We start from the raw sequence: 15,138 nt of genomic DNA, 5'->3' as shown, positions 1-15,138 counted from the left end.
GGCCCCTTACTTGGAGATGACGCCGGCGAGGACGAAGACCGGGACGAGGGAGAAGCCGCCGGCGATGACCACCGCGACGATCCAGCCCAGGGTCTTCGCGTTGCGGCGCGCCTTGGCGTTGTTGGTGAGGCCGAGCGTCTGCGCGGAGCTCCACACACCGTGGTGCAGGTGCAGCCCGAGCGCGGCCATGGCGACCAGGTAGATCAGGGTCAGCCACCACACGTCGAACGAGTCGACGAGCAGGTTGTACGGGTCGTTGGTGGCGCCGCCGGACACGTTGACCTTGCCGATGGTGAAGTTCAGCAGGTGCCAGACGATGAAGACCAGCAGCGTCAGGCCGCCCCAGCGCATGAAGCGCGAGGAGAACGAGGAGGCCGCGTTCTTCTTCACCTGGTACTTCACGGTGCGCGCCTTGCCGGCACGGTGCCACAGCGTCACCGCGGCCCACACGTGCACGACCAGCGACACGACCAGCACCGTGCGGATCACCCAGAGCAGGCCGGCGTGCGGCAGCATCGGCTCACCGATGGTGCGCAGGTGCTCGGCGTACTCGTTGTAGGCGTCGTGGCCGGCGAAGGCCTTGAGGTTGCCGTACATGTGCAGCAGCACGAAGAGGATGAAGATGATGCCGCTGACTGCCATCAGCATCTTCAGTGCGATGGTGGAGCGCGTCGAGCGCGCCCCCTTGACCAAGGTCGTCGTTGCCACGAGACGTCACGGTACCGCCCGGAGTTCCCCCCGATGACCACGGGGAGTGTGAGATACCTCCGGTTACCGGTCCGTCGCTTCAGGCCGCGGCGGGGATGCGGCTGCCGCGACGCACCAGCGGCCGGTGGTGCCGCTCCACCAGCTCGTCGACCGCCTCCTGCCAGCCCCGCCCGAGCGCCAGCTCCCGGGCGCGGGCCCCGAGCAGCGCCCGGTGCGGGTCGGCCGCCACCGCGGCGACCGCCTGCCGCAGTCCCCGGGCTTCGGCGGGGTCGTAGAGCAGCCCGGTCTCGAGGCTGCGGACCACGTCGGTGGCGCCGCCCGACCGCGGGGCCACCACCGGGGTGCCGCTGGCCGCGGCCTCGCGCAGGGCGTGGCAGCAGGTCTCCTGCTCGCCCGGGTGCACGAGCAGGTCGAGGGAGGCGAGGGCGACGGTCAGGGCTCCGGTCTCCAACGTCCCGGTGAACCGGGCAGCGGGCAGCCGGGAGGTCAGCCAGCGACGCATCGATCCCTCGCCGATGACGACCGGCCGGATGCCGGGGACCGCGGCCAGCTCGGCCAGACGGCGTACGCCTTGGCACGCCTCCAGGCTGCCCACGAAGCCGACCGTCACCAGGGGCTCCCGGGCACTGGCGCTGCGTGACCAGCTGCCGTGCAGCCACCGGTCGCGCAGGGCCGGGTTGAAGGCGACGGTGTCGACCCCCGGGCTCCAGAGCACCGGGTCGGCGCCGAGCTCGCGGGCCCGGTCGAGCATCCAGGGGGCGGTGACCAGAAGGGTGTCGGCGCGGTCGGCGACCTTGGCGCGCCAGTGGTCGGCGCCCGGGTCCAGCACCGGGGACTGCTCGACCACCACGGTCGGGATGCCGAGCCGGACGGCGTGCTTGAGCGCCTTGCGCCCGAGGGCCCCGGGGGAGGTGACGTGCACGAGGTCCGGGCGCAGGTCGGTGAGGACCTCGCGGACCCGGCTGCCGAGTCGCTCCCGCCCCGAGACGCGGACGACGCGGCTGCGGCGGTAGGTCTCGAGCCCGGGTCCGGGGGCGACGATGCCGACCTCGTGCCCGGTGTCGACCAGCCGGTCGGCCACGGCCTTGACGGTCCTCGTGGTGCCGTCGACGGCGGGGTAGAAGGCCTCGGTGACGAGCGCGATCCGCATGCCACCACGCTCCGCGACCGAGGTGAACCGGTGGCGTACGGCGCCCGTCCCCGCCGGTGAACTCTTGGGGCCGGTTCCCGGCGTCGGGCGGCGGCTCTCCGACGCAGGTTCACCGAGATTCGACGGTGTGGCCTCTTTCACAAGCGGCGTCGAGACGCCATAGTCGGTCGCGTTGTCTGACCCGCGGAGGAACCACGTGGCATCGACCGACAGTGGAGTGACCGGCCCGGCCAGGGCGCGCATCCCCGACAAGACCCTGCGCGGCGACCGGTGGTGGCTCTATCCGCTGGCCACCTTCGTGGTGTTCTCGGGGTTCGTGGTCTTCGCGACCTGGCGGGCCTTCCAGGGCGACAACTTCTACTCCGAGCCCTACCTCTCGCCGTTCTACTCGCCGTGCCTGACCGACGCGTGCCGGACGGCCGGAGCCGCGGACTTCGGGACGCCGTTCGGCTGGTGGAGCCTGTCCCCGGCGCTGCTCATCCTGATCTTCCCGCTCGGCTTCCGGATGAGCTGCTACTACTACCGCAAGGCCTACTACCGGGCGTTCTGGCTCTCCCCGCCCGCGTGCGCCGTCGCCGAGCCGCACCAGGCGTACACGGGCGAGACGAGGTTCCCGCTGATCCTGCAGAACATCCACCGCTACTTCTGGTACGCCGCGGTCGTGGTCGCGCTGATCCTGACCTGGGACGCCCTGCTCGCGTTCGGGCCGGCCGAGGGCGAGTCCGACGGGATCCACATGGGCCTCGGCACGGTGCTGATGGTCGCCAACGTCGTGCTGATCTGGCTCTACACGCTGTCGTGCCACTCGTGCCGGCACATCACCGGCGGTCGGCTCCGCCACTTCTCGAAGCACCCGGTCCGCTACAAGATGTGGACCTTCGTCTCGAGGCTGAACGCCAACCACGCGGCCTACGCCTGGTACTCCCTGTTCTCCGTCGCCGTCGTGGACTTCTACATCTACCTGCTGGCGACCAACGCCATCGACGACCCGAGGTTCTTCTGACAATGGTCTCGACAAGCTCGACCAACGAATCCCGTCACCCCATGACCGGCAACCAGATGTCCGGCAGCGAGTCCGGCGGCCTGGAGCGGCACACCTACGACGTGGTGGTGATCGGGGCCGGCGGGGCCGGCCTGCGCGCCGCCATCGCGGCCCACGACGCCGGCGCGCGGACCGCGATCGTCTGCAAGTCCCTGCTGGGCAAGGCCCACACGGTGATGGCCGAGGGCGGCATCGCCGCCGCCATGGGCAACCGGTGGCCCGAGGACAACTGGGAGGTGCACTTCCGCGACACGATGCGTGGCGGAAAGATGCTCAACAACTGGCGGATGGCCCAGCTGCACGCCCAGGAGGCGCCCGAGCGGGTGATGGAGCTCGAGGACTGGGGCGCGCTGTTCGACCGCACCGACGACGGCCTGATCTCCCAACGCGACTTCGGCGGCCACCGCTACGCCCGGCTGGCCCACGTCGGCGACCGCACCGGGCTGGAGATGATCCGGACCCTCCAGCAGCGGGCCGTCGCGCTCGGCATCGACGTCTTCATGGAGTGCACGGTCACCGAGCTGCTCAAGGACGGGGGCTCGGCGGGCTCGACCGGACGGATCTCGGGGGCCTTCGGCTACTGGCGCGAGACCGGCCGCTTCGTCGTCTTCGAGGCGCCGAGCGTGATCCTGGCGACCGGGGGCATCGGCAAGTCCTTCAAGGTCACCTCGAACTCCTGGGAGTACACCGGCGACGGCCACGCCCTCGCGCTGCGCGCGGGCGCGAGCCTGATCAACATGGAGTTCGTCCAGTTCCACCCGACGGGCATGGTGTGGCCGCCCTCGGTGAAGGGGTTGCTGGTCACGGAGTCGGTCCGCGGCGACGGCGGCATCCTGAAGAACTCCGAAGGCAAGCGGTTCATGTTCGACTACATCCCGGAGTACTTCAAGGCCGAGACCGCGGACAGCGTGGAGGAGGCCGACCGGTGGTACGACGACAAGAAGAACAACCGTCGGCCTCCCGAGCTCCTGCCGCGTGACGAGGTCGCGCGGGCGATCAACTCCGAGATCAAGGCCGGCCGCGGATCACCGCACGGCGGGATCTACCTCGACATCGCCTCTCGGCGCAGCCCCGAGTTCATCCGCAAGCGGCTGCCGTCGATGTACCACCAGTTCAAGGAGCTGGCCGACGTCGACATCACCGCGGAGCCGATGGAGATCGGGCCGACCTGCCACTACGTGATGGGCGGCGTCGAGGTCGACGCCGACACCGAGCTGAGCGCGGTCGAGGGCCTGTACGCCGTGGGCGAGTGCTCCGGCGGCATGCACGGGTCCAACCGGCTGGGCGGCAACTCGCTGTCCGACCTGCTCGTCTTCGGCCGACGGGCGGGCGAGAGCGCGGCTGTGCATTCGATGAGCTTCGGCGCGGGCGGTCCCGGCACGGAGCGGCCCACGGTGGTGGAGGAGGACGTGAGGACGGCCCAGGCCACCGCGCTCTCGCCGTTCGAGCACGAGGGCGGCAGCGAGAACCCGTACACGATCCAGCAGGACCTCCAGCAGACGATGAACGACCTGGTCGGCATCATCCGCACGGCCCCCGAGCTCGAGCGGTCGCTCGAGGAGATCGAGCGGCTCAAGGAGCGCGCCCAGCACCTCGTCGTCGAGGGGCACCGGCAGTACAACCCCGGCTGGCACCTGGCGCTGGACCTGCGCAACATGCTGGTGGTCTCCGAGTGCATCGCGAAGGCGGCGCTGGAGCGGCAGGAGTCCCGGGGTGGCCACACCCGCGACGACTTCCCGGGCCCGAGCGAGGAGTGGGGGAGCAAGAACCTCGTGCTCCGGCTGAACCACGCCGGCACCGGCGTCGACCTGGCGCACCAGCCGCTGCCCGTCATGCCCGACGACCTCAAGACCTTCTTCGACCCGGCACCGGTCGAGCCTGTCGAGACCAAGGAAGGCGGCAAGTAGACATGGGCTACGAGCTGAAGATGCGCATCTGGCGCGGTGACCAGGACGGCGGCGAGCTCGGCGACTACACCGTCGAGGTGTCCGAGGGCGAGGTCGTGCTCGACGCGATCCACCGGGTCCAGGCGACCCAGGCCGGGGACCTCGCGGTGCGCTGGAACTGCAAGGCCGGCAAGTGCGGGTCGTGCAGCGCCGAGGTCAACGGCCGGCCGGCGCTCATGTGCATGACCCGGCTGTCGGACTTCGACGAGTCCGAGACGATCACGGTCACCCCGATGCGCACCTTCCCGGTCATCCGCGACCTGGTCACCGACGTGTCCTTCAACTACGAGAAGGCGCGCGAGCTGCCGTCGTTCGCGCCACCGCCGCGCGACGCCGACGGCAAGCGGCGGATGGCCCAGATCGACGTCGAGCGCGGCCAGGAGTTCCGCAAGTGCATCGAGTGCTTCCTGTGCCAGAACACCTGCCACGTGGTGCGCGACCACGAGGAGAACAAGCCCGCCTTCGCCGGGCCGCGCTTCTTCCTCCGGTACGCCGAGCTCGACATGCACCCGCTCGACACCCATGACCGGCGGTCCCTGGCCCAGGGCGCCGCGGGCATCGGGATGTGCAACATCACCAAGTGCTGCACCGAGGTCTGCCCCGAGGGCATCAAGATCACCGACAACGCGATCATCCCGATGAAGGAGCGCGTCGTGGACCGGAAGTACGACCCGCTGGTGTGGCTCGGCAACAAGATCGGCCTGCGCAACAAGGACGACGAGGGCCGCGCCGAGGTCTGACCGGAGTCGGGTCGAAGGTCCGGGCCCCGGGGTCTCTCGGTCCGCTGCGCGAGGGGGCTCCGGGTGCCACCATGAGCCATGGCCGACCTGTCCACCGCCCCGATCCGCACCGTGATCGTCCGGATCACCATCGGTGCGTTCTCGCTGGCGGCGCTGATGGGCGTGATCGCCCTGATCGGCGGCGGGGCCTTCGGGGCGACCGAGGGACGGATCCTGCTGACCACGCTGCTCGTCGGCGTCTCGAGCGTGGCGGTGCTCTGCTACCTCGCCACGGCCGGTACGCCGTACCAGTGGGTCGGCGTGCTCGGCGGCGTGGTCCTGGTGGCGCCGGTGCTCACCGCGCTGGTGATGATCTGGCACGACTTCGACACGACGCCCTCGGAGCTCGAGTCCAAGACCTTCGGGGTCGGCACCGTCGTGGCGGCCACGCTCGCGCAGGTCTGCCTGCTGCTGGCACTGGGGGCACGCGCCCGGCCGGCGGTGCGGCGCATCCTCGTCGCCACGATCGCGCTCGCCGGGGTCCTCGCCGGCCTGGTCTCTGCGATGGTGCTCGGCTACGACGACCCGGGCAGCGGCTACCTGCGGTTCCTCGGCGTGGTGGCGATCCTCGACGTCCTCGGCACCGTCGTCGTGGCCGCGCTGACGAGGTTCGGGGTCTCCCCGCGGCCGCAGGCCCCGACCGTCCTGGCCGTCCCGTTCGGTCTCACCGGCCGCGTGGTCGCGCTCGCCGAACGCACCGGGCGGCACCCCGAGGACGTGGTGGGCGAGGCGGTGGAACGCTACCTGGCGGCGGCCGAGCTCCCGGCCGCCGACGAGAACGAGCCCGGCGCCCGCGCGCATTGAAAACATCACACTGGCTGGAACACGTTCCGCGAGTGCTCCTATGGTTCGCACCATGACAGAGGTCGAGGGCGGACTGGAAGAGCCCGCGGAGCTCGAGCCGGAGCAGGGGACGCTGGCCCTCGCCGACGCCGGGGACCGCTGGGCCGTTGCGGACTGGGAGCACGCGGCCGCCGCGGTGCTGCGCAAGTCCCGTCGTCTCGGTGAGGACGACCCCGACGAGCTGGTCTGGGCGAAGCTGACCCGGACCACGCTCGACGACATCGGGATCACCCCGCTCGGCACCGCCTCCCACCTCGAGGACCTCGAGACCGGGGGCCGTCCGACGCGGGCCGGTGCCTGGGACGTCCGGGCGCACCTCCGGGGCGACGACGCGAGCGCCGCCCACGAGTCGGCCCTGGTGGACCTGGCCGGCGGGGTCACCTCGCTGTGGCTCGAGGCCACGGCCGGGACCGACCTCGCCACGCTGCTCGACGGGGTCCTGCTGGACCTGGCTCCGGTGGTGCTGGACGCGCCGTCCGCCCCGGTCGCCGTCGCCGAGGCGTTCCTCGCGTACGCCGAGGGTCGCGAGCTCGCGCCCGGGACGAACCTCGGGGTCAGTGGGGAGGCATCCGCGGAGGACCTGGTCGCCGTCGCCGGGCTGGCACGCAAGGCCGGCACCCTCGGGGTGGTGGTCGATGCGACGGCCGTGCACGACCGGGGCGCCTCCGACGCCCAGGAGCTCGGCCACTCGATGGCGGTCGGTGCGCGGGTGCTCCGCACGCTGACCGAGGCCGGCATCCCGCTGGACGAGGCCGCCGACCTCGTCGAGTTCCGGTACGCCGCCACCGACGAGCAGTTCCCCACGATCGCCAAGCTGCGCGCCGCCCGACGGCTGTGGGCGCGGGTGCTCGAGATCAGCGAGGCCGGGACCCGCGAGCAGCGCCAGCACGCGGTCACCAGCCGGCCGATGATGAGCAGGTACGACCCCTGGGTCAACATGCTGCGCACCACCGTCGCCGCCTTCGCGGCGGGCGTCGGGGGAGCCGACGCGGTGACGGTGCTGCCGTTCGACAGCCCGCTCGGGCGCCCGGACGCCTTCGGTCGCCGGATCGCCCGCAACACCTCGGCCCTGCTGATCTCCGAGTCGCACGTCGCGCGGGTGACGGACCCCGCCGGCGGCGCCTACGCGGTCGAGAAGCTGACCGACGACCTCGCGCGCGCCGGCTGGGACGTGTTCGGCCGGCTCGAGGGCGGTGAGTCCCTGGACGACGCCATCGCGGCGACCGTCGACCGACGGGAGGCCGAGATCGGGCGCCGGAAGCGGCCGATCACCGGGCTCTCGGAGTTCCCCAACCTCGCGGAGGAGCTGCCGGAGCGACCCGCAGACGAGTCCGCGCGCCCGGTCCGCCGCTACGGCGCCAGCTTCGAGTCGCTGCGCGACGAGCCCGTCCCCGGCCACGTCTTCCTGGCCACGATGGGCCCGGTCGCGGAGCACACCGCCCGGGCCACCTTCGCCAGCAACCTGCTGGCGGCCGGCGGCATCGCCGTCGACGTCGCCGGTCCGACCAAGGGCGCCGACGACCTGGTGGCGGCCTACGACGGCCAGCAGGTCGTCTGCCTGGCCGGCAGCGATCCGACGTACGCCGAGTGGGCGGCGCAGGCGGCCACCGCGCTCCGCGAGGCCGGCGCGCGCTGGGTGATCATCGCGGGCAAGGCCACCGACGCCGCCGATGACTCCTGCGCGATGGGCGTGGACGCCCTCGCGTTCCTGACCCGCACGAGGGAGAAGCTGGCATGAGCGTTCCGAAGTCCTTCGCGGGCCTGCCCCTGGTCTCGACAGGCTCGACCACCGACGGGGCAGGCGCCGCCGCCGCGGCCGAGCCGTGGATGTCCCCCGAGGGCATCGAGATCAAGCCCCTCTACACCGGCGCCGACGTCGAGGGCCTCGACGCGCTGGACACCCTGCCGGGGCTGAGCCCGTTCCTGCGCGGTCCCTACCCGACGATGTACACGACGCAGCCGTGGACGATCCGGCAGTACGCCGGCTTCTCGACCGCGGAGGAGTCCAACGCGTTCTACCGCCGCAACCTGGCCGCCGGCCAGAAGGGGCTCAGCGTCGCCTTCGACCTGGCGACCCACCGCGGCTACGACTCCGACCACCCGCGGGTGCGCGGCGACGTCGGCATGGCGGGCGTGGCGATCGACTCGATCTACGACGCGCGCACGCTCTTCGACGGCATCCCGCTGGACCAGATGAGCGTCAGCATGACGATGAACGGCGCGGTGCTGCCGGTCATGGCGCTCTACATCGCCGCCGCGGAGGAGCAGGGGGTGAAGCCGGAGCAGCTCGCGGGGACCATCCAGAACGACATCCTCAAGGAGTTCATGGTCCGCAACACCTACATCTACCCGCCGGCGCCGAGCATGCGGATCATCTCGGACATCTTCAGCTACACCGCCGAGCGGATGCCGCGCTTCAACTCCATCTCCATCTCCGGCTACCACATCCAGGAGGCGGGGGCGACCGCCGACCTCGAGCTGGCCTACACGCTGGCCGACGGCGTGGAGTACATCCGGGCCGGGCTCGACGCGGGGCTGGACATCGACCGGTTCGCGCCCCGGCTGTCGTTCTTCTGGGCGATCGGCATGAACTTCTTCATGGAGGTCGCCAAGATGCGCGCCGCCCGCGCGCTGTGGGCGCGCCTGGTGCGGCAGTTCGACCCGCAGAACCCCAAGTCGCTCAGCCTGCGGACCCACTCGCAGACCAGCGGCTGGTCGCTGACCGCGCAGGACGTCTTCAACAACGTCCAGCGCACCTGCATCGAGGCGATGGCCGCGACCCAGGGGCACACCCAGTCGCTGCACACCAACGCCCTCGACGAGGCGATCGCGCTGCCGACCGACTTCTCCGCGCGGATCGCGCGCAACACCCAGCTGCTGCTCCAGCAGGAGAGCGGTACGACGGGCACGATCGACCCGTGGGGCGGGTCGCACTACGTCGAGCGGCTCACCCACGACCTCGCCGAGCGCGCCTGGGCCCACATCCTCGAGGCCGAGCGGGCGGGCGGCATGGCCAAGGCCATCGAGCAGGGCATCCCCAAGATGCGCATCGAGGAGGCCGCGGCGCGCACCCAGGCCCGCATCGACTCCGGCGTGCAGAAGGTGATCGGCGTCAACACCTACCGCCTCGACGCCGAGGACCGGCTCGACGTGCTCAGGGTCGACAACGACGACGTCTACCGCCAGCAGATGGCCAAGCTCGAGCGGCTGCGCGCCGAGCGGGACGACGACGAGGTCCGCCGGACCCTGGAGGCACTGACGAGCTCGGCCGAGCGCGGGCCGGTCTCCGGTGGCAGCCTCGACGGCAACCTGCTCGCGCTCGCGGTCGACGCGGCCCGGGCCAAGGCCACCGTCGGAGAGATCTCCGACGCGCTGGAGAAGGTCTACGGCCGCCACCAGGCCGTGATCCGTACGATCTCAGGCGTGTTCAGGGACGAGTCCGGCTCCTCCGGCAGCCAGCTGGTGCAGCAGGTCGTCGCCGCCACCGAGGAGTTCGAGGAGGCCGAGGGCCGCCGGCCCCGCATCCTGGTCGCCAAGATGGGCCAGGACGGCCACGACCGCGGCCAGAAGGTCGTGGTGAGCGCCTTCGCCGACATGGGCTTCGACGTCGACGTGGGGCCGCTGTTCTCCACGCCCGAGGAGGTCGCCCAGCAGGCCGTGGATGCCGACGTGCACATCGTCGGGGTGTCCTCGCTCGCGGCCGGCCACCTCGCGCTGCTGCCCGCGCTGAAGCAGGCGCTGGCCGAGCACGGCCGTCCCGACATCATGATCGTGATCGGTGGCGTGATCCCGCCCGACGACGTCCCCACGCTCCAGGAGATGGGTGCGGCCGCGGTCTTCCTGCCGGGGACCGTGATCGCCGAGTCCGCCCTCGACCTGCTCGCGAAGCTGCGGGACCAGCTCGGTCACTGATGGTCTCGACAGGCCCGACCGAGGCACGGGTGTCGGAGCTCGTCGAGGGCGTCCGCGGACAGCAGCGGGCCGCCGTGTCGCGGGCGATCACGCTGGTCGAGTCGTCGAAGCCCGCCCACCGGGCGGCGGCCCGGGAGCTGCTGGCCGAGCTCAGCGACCCCGAGGTCACCGGCGCGCGCGCACCCGTGGTCCGGGTCGGCATCTCCGGGGTCCCCGGGGTCGGCAAGTCCACGTTCATCGAGGCGCTCGGGACCCGGCTCACCGCGGAGGGCCACCGGGTCGGCGTCCTGGCCGTGGACCCCAGCTCGGTGCGCACCGGCGGTTCCGTGCTCGGTGACAAGACCCGGATGGCGCGGCTCGCGCACGACCCGCACGCCTACATCCGCCCCTCGCCGTCCGCCGGCACGCTCGGCGGCGTCGCCCGCGCGACCGTGCAGGCGATGGCCGTGCTCGAGGCGGCGTCGTACGACGTGGTGCTGGTCGAGACGGTCGGCGTCGGGCAGTCCGAGGTCACGGTCGCGGGCATGGTCGACACGTTCCTGTTCCTGACCCTGGCCCGCACCGGCGACCAGCTCCAGGGCATCAAGAAGGGCATCCTCGAGATCGCCGACGTGATCGCGGTGAACAAGGCCGACGGCGACCGCGAGCAGGAGGCCCGGTCGGCGGCGCGGGAGCTCGCCGGTGCGCTGCGGATGGTCCGCGGCAAGAAGGAGTGGGCGCCGCCGGTCGTCACCTGCTCGGCCCTCGAGGGCATCGGCGTCGACGACCTCTGGGAGCGGGTCCTCGCCCACCGCGAGCACCTCGGCGAGCAGGGGCTCGCCGACAAGCGCGCCGGCCAGCAGCTGGACTTCATGTGGGCACTGGTGCGCGACGAGCTCGCCGAGCGGCTGCGGCACTCGGCCGGCGTCGCGGCGATCCGCGACCAGGTGCGGGACGCCGTGCTCGCGGGCGAGCTGCCCGCGACCACCGCCGCCGACCGCATCCTCGCGGCGTACGACGCCCGCGAGTGAGGGTGTGCACGATGCGTCCGGGAGCCGCCGCTGACATCCCCGGTCCCGGGTAAATCCGGCGCCGAACCCCGTCAGAGGGGGTGCCGGGCTTCCAAGATCCCTAGTAGTGACCAATCACTAGGGGAGGAAACTCGATGCATCGCACCACTCGAATGACCGCCGCCTGCGCAGCCCTCGGGCTCGTCGCGGCCGGGATCGCCGCCGCCACGACGGGCGCCTCGGCCGCCGTCGCGCCGCGCACCACCGTCGCCAGCGGACTGGTGACCCCCCTCACCGCCGCGATCTCGACGACCGGCGTGGGATACGTGAGCGAGAACATGGCCGGCAAGCTCGTCAAGGTGATCCCCGGCCACAAGCCCAAGACGCTCTACCAGGCCCCCAAGGGCGTGGAGCTCGGCGCGGTGTCGCTGCGCAAGGGGACCGTCACCTTCAGCCTCAGCATCAGCCACTCGAAGTCCCTGCTCAAGCAGCGCACCAGGGCCGGCAAGGTGACGACGGTGGCGAACCTCGGGGCCTACGAGAAGAAGCACAACCCCGACGCCGGCATCACCTACGGCTTCCGCGACATCACCGCGAAGTGTGCGGCGAAGTTCCCGAAGAACTTCCCGACGAAGTACACGGGGATCGTCGACACGCACCCGTACGCGACAGACAGCGGCTTCGGCTCGCTGTGGGTGGCCGATGCCGCCGCCAACGCGATCCTCAAGGTCGACAACGGGCGGGTCAGCACCGTCGCCGTGCTCCCCGCCGTGCCAATCAAGATCTCGGCCAAGGCCGCGAAGGCCAACCACATCCCCGCCTGCGCCGCGGGCCTGAAGTACTGGTTCGAGCCGGTGCCGACGGACGTCGAGGCCTGGCACGGGCAGCTCTACGTCTCCGCGCTGACCGGCGGACCGGAGGACGGCAGCTTCGGCCCCCAGGGGCGGCTCTACACGATCAGCCCGGTCAACGGTGAGCCCACGCTGCTCGCCAAGGGCCTCGCCGGCGCGGTCGGCGTCGCGGTCACTCCCAAGGGTGACGTCTTCGCCACCGAGCTCTTCGGCAACCGCATCGTCCGGCTCCGGGACGGCAGCGGCACCCCGGAGATGTTCCGCAAGGCGGTGCAGCCGGCAGCCATCGAGTGGTCGCGCAGCGGGCTCTACGCGACGACCAACGCGCTCAACCAGAAGGTCGGCGGCCAGCTGGTCAGGTTCGGCAGCTGACCGGGGCAGGATCTGATCTGGTGGGCATCGGGACGAGGCGGTGAACTAACCTCGTCCCGATGCCCGCCGACACCCCTCTCGACACAGCCGCCTCCGTCATCGACTCGGTCGTCACGACCAACGAGGACGAGCTGGTCGAGCTGCGCCGCGACCTGCACGCCCACCCCGAGCTGTCCTGGGCCGAGACCCGGACCAGCGACCTGGTCGCCGCGGCGGTGGAGAAGGCGGGCTGGCGGGTCACCCGGCTGCCGCAGACGGGACTGCTCGCCGAGCTGGGTGACGACGGTCCGATGGTCGCGCTGCGGGCGGACCTCGACGCGCTGCCGGTGCAGGACGCCACCACCGACCCGTGGACCAGCAAGGTCCCCGGCGTCGCGCACGCCTGCGGACACGACGTCCACACCGCGGCGCTCGTCGGGTCCGCGCAGGCCCTCGCCGAGGTCCACGCCCGTGGGCTGCTGGCGGGGCGGGTCCGGCTGCTGTTCCAGCCCGCCGAGGAGGTCATGCCCGGCGGCGCGCTGCACCTGGTCAGCCTGGGTGCGCTCGACGACGTGGAGCGGGTCTTCGCGCTGCACTGCGACCCCGGCGTCGACCTGGGCCAGGTCGGGCTCCGGCTGGGCCCGCTGACCAGCGCCGCGGACCGGCTCGAGGTGCGGCTCGAGGGCACCGGCGGCCACACCTCGCGCCCGCACCTGACCGGCGACCTGACCTTCGCGCTCGCCAAGGTCACCACCGAGCTGCCGGCGATGCTCTCCCGGCGGCTCGACCCGCGCTCGGGCGTCAGCCTGGTGTGGGGGATCGTGAACGCCGGGGCCGCCGCCAACGTGATCCCGGACCGCGGCCTGGCCGCGGGCACGGTGCGCATCCTCGACGCCGTGGCCTGGGCCGACTGCGAGCAGCTGGTCCGCGAGCTGGTCCACGACATCGTCCGCCCGTACGGCGTGAACGCCCACGTCGTCTACCAGCAGGGCGTGCCGCCGGTCGTCAACGAGCTGGTCGCCCACCGGGTGATGTCCGGCGCGGTGCACCGCGCGCTCGGTGAGCACGGTCGGGTCACCGCGCACCAGAGCCTCGGGGGCGAGGACTTCGGGTGGATGCTCGACCAGGTGCCCGGGGCGATGGCGCGGCTCGGTACCCGCACGCCCGGCGGGCCGACGTACGACCTCCACCAGGGCAACCTGCGGGTGGACGAGCGGGCCACAGGCATCGGTGCGCGGGTCATGGCCAACGCCGCCGTGGGTTCTTTGGTCACCGACCGATAACAACGTAAGAAATTCTGCGGCGCTTGTCCCCGAGAGCGGCTCGCGGCGGTCTAGGGTGACCCGACGTGCGCCGCGAACGGTTGGCGCACCGAACCACCCCACACATTCCCAGGAGGGCGCCGTGAAGAAGACGGCACGCACCGCGACGATGGTTGGCATCGCCGCACTTGTTCTTGCCGGTTGTGGCAGCCGCCCGTCGGACGAGACCGCCAGCGACTCGCCGAGCGAGACGCCGACCAGCTCGGCCCCGGCGGAGAGCCACCCGGACTTCAAGGCGTGCGAGGTGTCGGACTCCGGCGGCTTCGACGACAAGTCGTTCAACCAGACCTCGCTCAAGGGCCTCACCGACGCGAAGGCCGACCTCGGCATCCAGACCGCGCAGGTCGAGTCGAACTCCGACGCGGAGTACGCCGACAACATCGACGCGCTGGTCAAGCAGGGCTGCAACTCGATCACCACGGTCGGCTTCCTGCTCGGTGACGCCACCGAGGCTGCCGCCAAGGCGAACCCGAAGGTCGACTTCTCCATCGTCGACTTCGGCTACGCGAAGCCCACCAAGAACCTCAAGGGCCTCACCTTCAACACCGCCGAGCCCTCCTTCCTCGCCGGCTACCTCGCCGCCGCCGAGTCGGAGTCCGGCATCGTGGGCACCTTCGGTGGCCTCAACATCCCGACGGTCTCCATCTTCATGGAGGGCTTCCGCCAGGGCATCGACCAGTACAACAAGGACAACGGCGCCGACGTCAAGCTCCTGGGCTGGGACGGCAAGGACGGCTCGTTCCTCAACACCTTCGACGACAAGTCCAAGGGCCAGTCGGTCGCCGAGGGCATGATCCAGCAGGGCGCCGACATCATCTTCCCGGTCGCCGGCCCCGCCGGCCTCGGTGGCCTGCAGGCCGCCAAGGACGCGGACATCCACGCGATCTGGGTCGACACCGACGGCTGCGTCTCGGCCGCCGAGTACTGCGACGTGCTGCTGACCTCGGTCATGAAGGGCATGGACGTCGCCGTGGAGTCCGCCATCAAGGACTCGGTGGACGACAAGTTCTCCAACGACGTCTTCGTCGGCACGCTCGCCAACGGTGGTGTCGGTCTCGCGCCGTACCACGACGCCGACTCCGCCATCGACCAGGACGTCAAGGACAAGGTCGAGGAGCTCAAGCAGCAGATCATCGACGGGTCGCTGAAGGTCGGCTGACCGCCAACCCGATCGAACACACGGGGAGCCGGGTCGGTAAGTTACCGACCCGGCTTCCCCGCGTCTTACGCTCAACAGGTTCCCGT

Annotated in this window: 12 protein-coding genes; 10 read left to right on the top strand and 2 right to left on the bottom strand. The window is 71.3% G+C overall.

The features are described from left to right. Nucleotides 1-6: 6 nt before the first annotated feature. Together ABD268_RS00695 and ABD268_RS00690 are read right to left on the bottom strand one after the other, a co-directional pair. Nucleotides 7-708: a succinate dehydrogenase cytochrome b subunit gene (locus tag ABD268_RS00695; protein WP_344146051.1), complete on the bottom strand. Its 702-nt coding sequence runs from the start codon at nt 706-708 to the stop codon at nt 7-9. A gap of 79 nt (nt 709-787) precedes the next feature. Further along, nucleotides 788-1,858 (bottom strand): glycosyltransferase, encoded by a 1,071-nt coding sequence (locus ABD268_RS00690; RefSeq protein ID WP_344146048.1) that lies wholly within the window; start codon nt 1,856-1,858, stop codon nt 788-790. A 196-nt stretch (nt 1,859-2,054) separates the two neighbouring features. Between ABD268_RS00690 and ABD268_RS00685 the strand changes: the two genes are divergently transcribed. The 10 genes from ABD268_RS00685 to ABD268_RS00640 all read left to right on the top strand — a co-directional run bounded on the left by ABD268_RS00685 (nt 2,055) and on the right by ABD268_RS00640 (nt 15,052). Then, nucleotides 2,055-2,861, top strand: coding sequence for a hypothetical protein (locus tag ABD268_RS00685; protein WP_344146045.1), 807 nt, complete (start codon nt 2,055-2,057; stop codon nt 2,859-2,861). Nucleotides 2,862-2,902: 41 nt separating this feature from the next. After that, entirely contained in the window at nt 2,903-4,807 is a 1,905-nt protein-coding gene (locus ABD268_RS00680; protein WP_344146042.1) for a fumarate reductase/succinate dehydrogenase flavoprotein subunit, read from the top strand. 2 nt (nt 4,808-4,809) lie between these two features. Continuing rightward, nucleotides 4,810-5,586: a succinate dehydrogenase/fumarate reductase iron-sulfur subunit gene (locus tag ABD268_RS00675; RefSeq protein ID WP_344146039.1), complete on the top strand. Its 777-nt coding sequence runs from the start codon at nt 4,810-4,812 to the stop codon at nt 5,584-5,586. A gap of 78 nt (nt 5,587-5,664) precedes the next feature. Continuing rightward, nucleotides 5,665-6,429, top strand: a complete 765-nt coding sequence (locus ABD268_RS00670) for a ribbon-helix-helix domain-containing protein (protein WP_344146036.1) — start codon at nt 5,665-5,667, stop codon at nt 6,427-6,429. A gap of 52 nt (nt 6,430-6,481) precedes the next feature. Next, entirely contained in the window at nt 6,482-8,206 is a 1,725-nt protein-coding gene (locus tag ABD268_RS00665; RefSeq protein ID WP_344146033.1) for a methylmalonyl-CoA mutase family protein, read from the top strand. Then, complete coding sequence (scpA, locus tag ABD268_RS00660; RefSeq protein ID WP_344146030.1) at nt 8,203-10,380, top strand: methylmalonyl-CoA mutase; 2,178 nt, start codon at nt 8,203-8,205, stop codon at nt 10,378-10,380. The genes ABD268_RS00665 and scpA overlap by 4 nt, the downstream gene beginning before the upstream one ends. Then, the gene (gene meaB, locus ABD268_RS00655) at nt 10,380-11,390 is read left to right on the top strand and encodes a methylmalonyl Co-A mutase-associated GTPase MeaB (RefSeq protein ID WP_344146027.1); all 1,011 of its coding nucleotides are present in this window, start codon (nt 10,380-10,382) and stop codon (nt 11,388-11,390) included. Before scpA ends, meaB begins: the two co-directional genes overlap by 1 nt. Before the next feature lie 134 nt (nt 11,391-11,524). After that, nucleotides 11,525-12,592, top strand: a complete 1,068-nt coding sequence (locus ABD268_RS00650; protein WP_344146024.1) for a ScyD/ScyE family protein — start codon at nt 11,525-11,527, stop codon at nt 12,590-12,592. 59 nt (nt 12,593-12,651) lie between these two features. After that, entirely contained in the window at nt 12,652-13,854 is a 1,203-nt protein-coding gene (locus ABD268_RS00645) for an amidohydrolase (RefSeq protein ID WP_344146021.1), read from the top strand. A 148-nt stretch (nt 13,855-14,002) separates the two neighbouring features. Next, the gene (locus ABD268_RS00640; RefSeq protein WP_425573672.1) at nt 14,003-15,052 is read left to right on the top strand and encodes a BMP family lipoprotein; all 1,050 of its coding nucleotides are present in this window, start codon (nt 14,003-14,005) and stop codon (nt 15,050-15,052) included. The last annotated feature ends 86 nt before the right edge of the window (nt 15,053-15,138 follow it).

This window comes from Nocardioides koreensis, from assembly GCF_039531775.1.
In the GTDB taxonomy this organism is placed as follows: domain Bacteria; phylum Actinomycetota; class Actinomycetes; order Propionibacteriales; family Nocardioidaceae; genus Nocardioides; species Nocardioides koreensis.
Note: the sequence above shows the minus strand (reverse complement) of the source record. Positions and strands in the feature narration are given on the sequence as shown.

Bases quoted from the DNA above. Each gene is read 5' to 3' on its own strand.
- ABD268_RS00690 (WP_344146048.1), bottom strand. From the start codon at position 1,858: ATGCGGATCGCGCTCGTCACCGAGGCCTTCTACCCCGCCGTCGACGGC.
- ABD268_RS00680 (WP_344146042.1), top strand. From the start codon at position 2,903: ATGACCGGCAACCAGATGTCCGGCAGCGAGTCCGGCGGCCTGGAGCGG.
- ABD268_RS00675 (WP_344146039.1), top strand. From the start codon at position 4,810: ATGGGCTACGAGCTGAAGATGCGCATCTGGCGCGGTGACCAGGACGGC.
- ABD268_RS00670 (WP_344146036.1), top strand. From the start codon at position 5,665: ATGGCCGACCTGTCCACCGCCCCGATCCGCACCGTGATCGTCCGGATC.
- ABD268_RS00665 (WP_344146033.1), top strand. From the start codon at position 6,482: ATGACAGAGGTCGAGGGCGGACTGGAAGAGCCCGCGGAGCTCGAGCCG.
- scpA (WP_344146030.1), top strand. From the start codon at position 8,203: ATGAGCGTTCCGAAGTCCTTCGCGGGCCTGCCCCTGGTCTCGACAGGC.
- meaB (WP_344146027.1), top strand. From the start codon at position 10,380: ATGGTCTCGACAGGCCCGACCGAGGCACGGGTGTCGGAGCTCGTCGAG.
- ABD268_RS00650 (WP_344146024.1), top strand. From the start codon at position 11,525: ATGCATCGCACCACTCGAATGACCGCCGCCTGCGCAGCCCTCGGGCTC.
- ABD268_RS00645 (WP_344146021.1), top strand. From the start codon at position 12,652: ATGCCCGCCGACACCCCTCTCGACACAGCCGCCTCCGTCATCGACTCG.
- ABD268_RS00640 (WP_425573672.1), top strand. From the start codon at position 14,003: ATGGTTGGCATCGCCGCACTTGTTCTTGCCGGTTGTGGCAGCCGCCCG.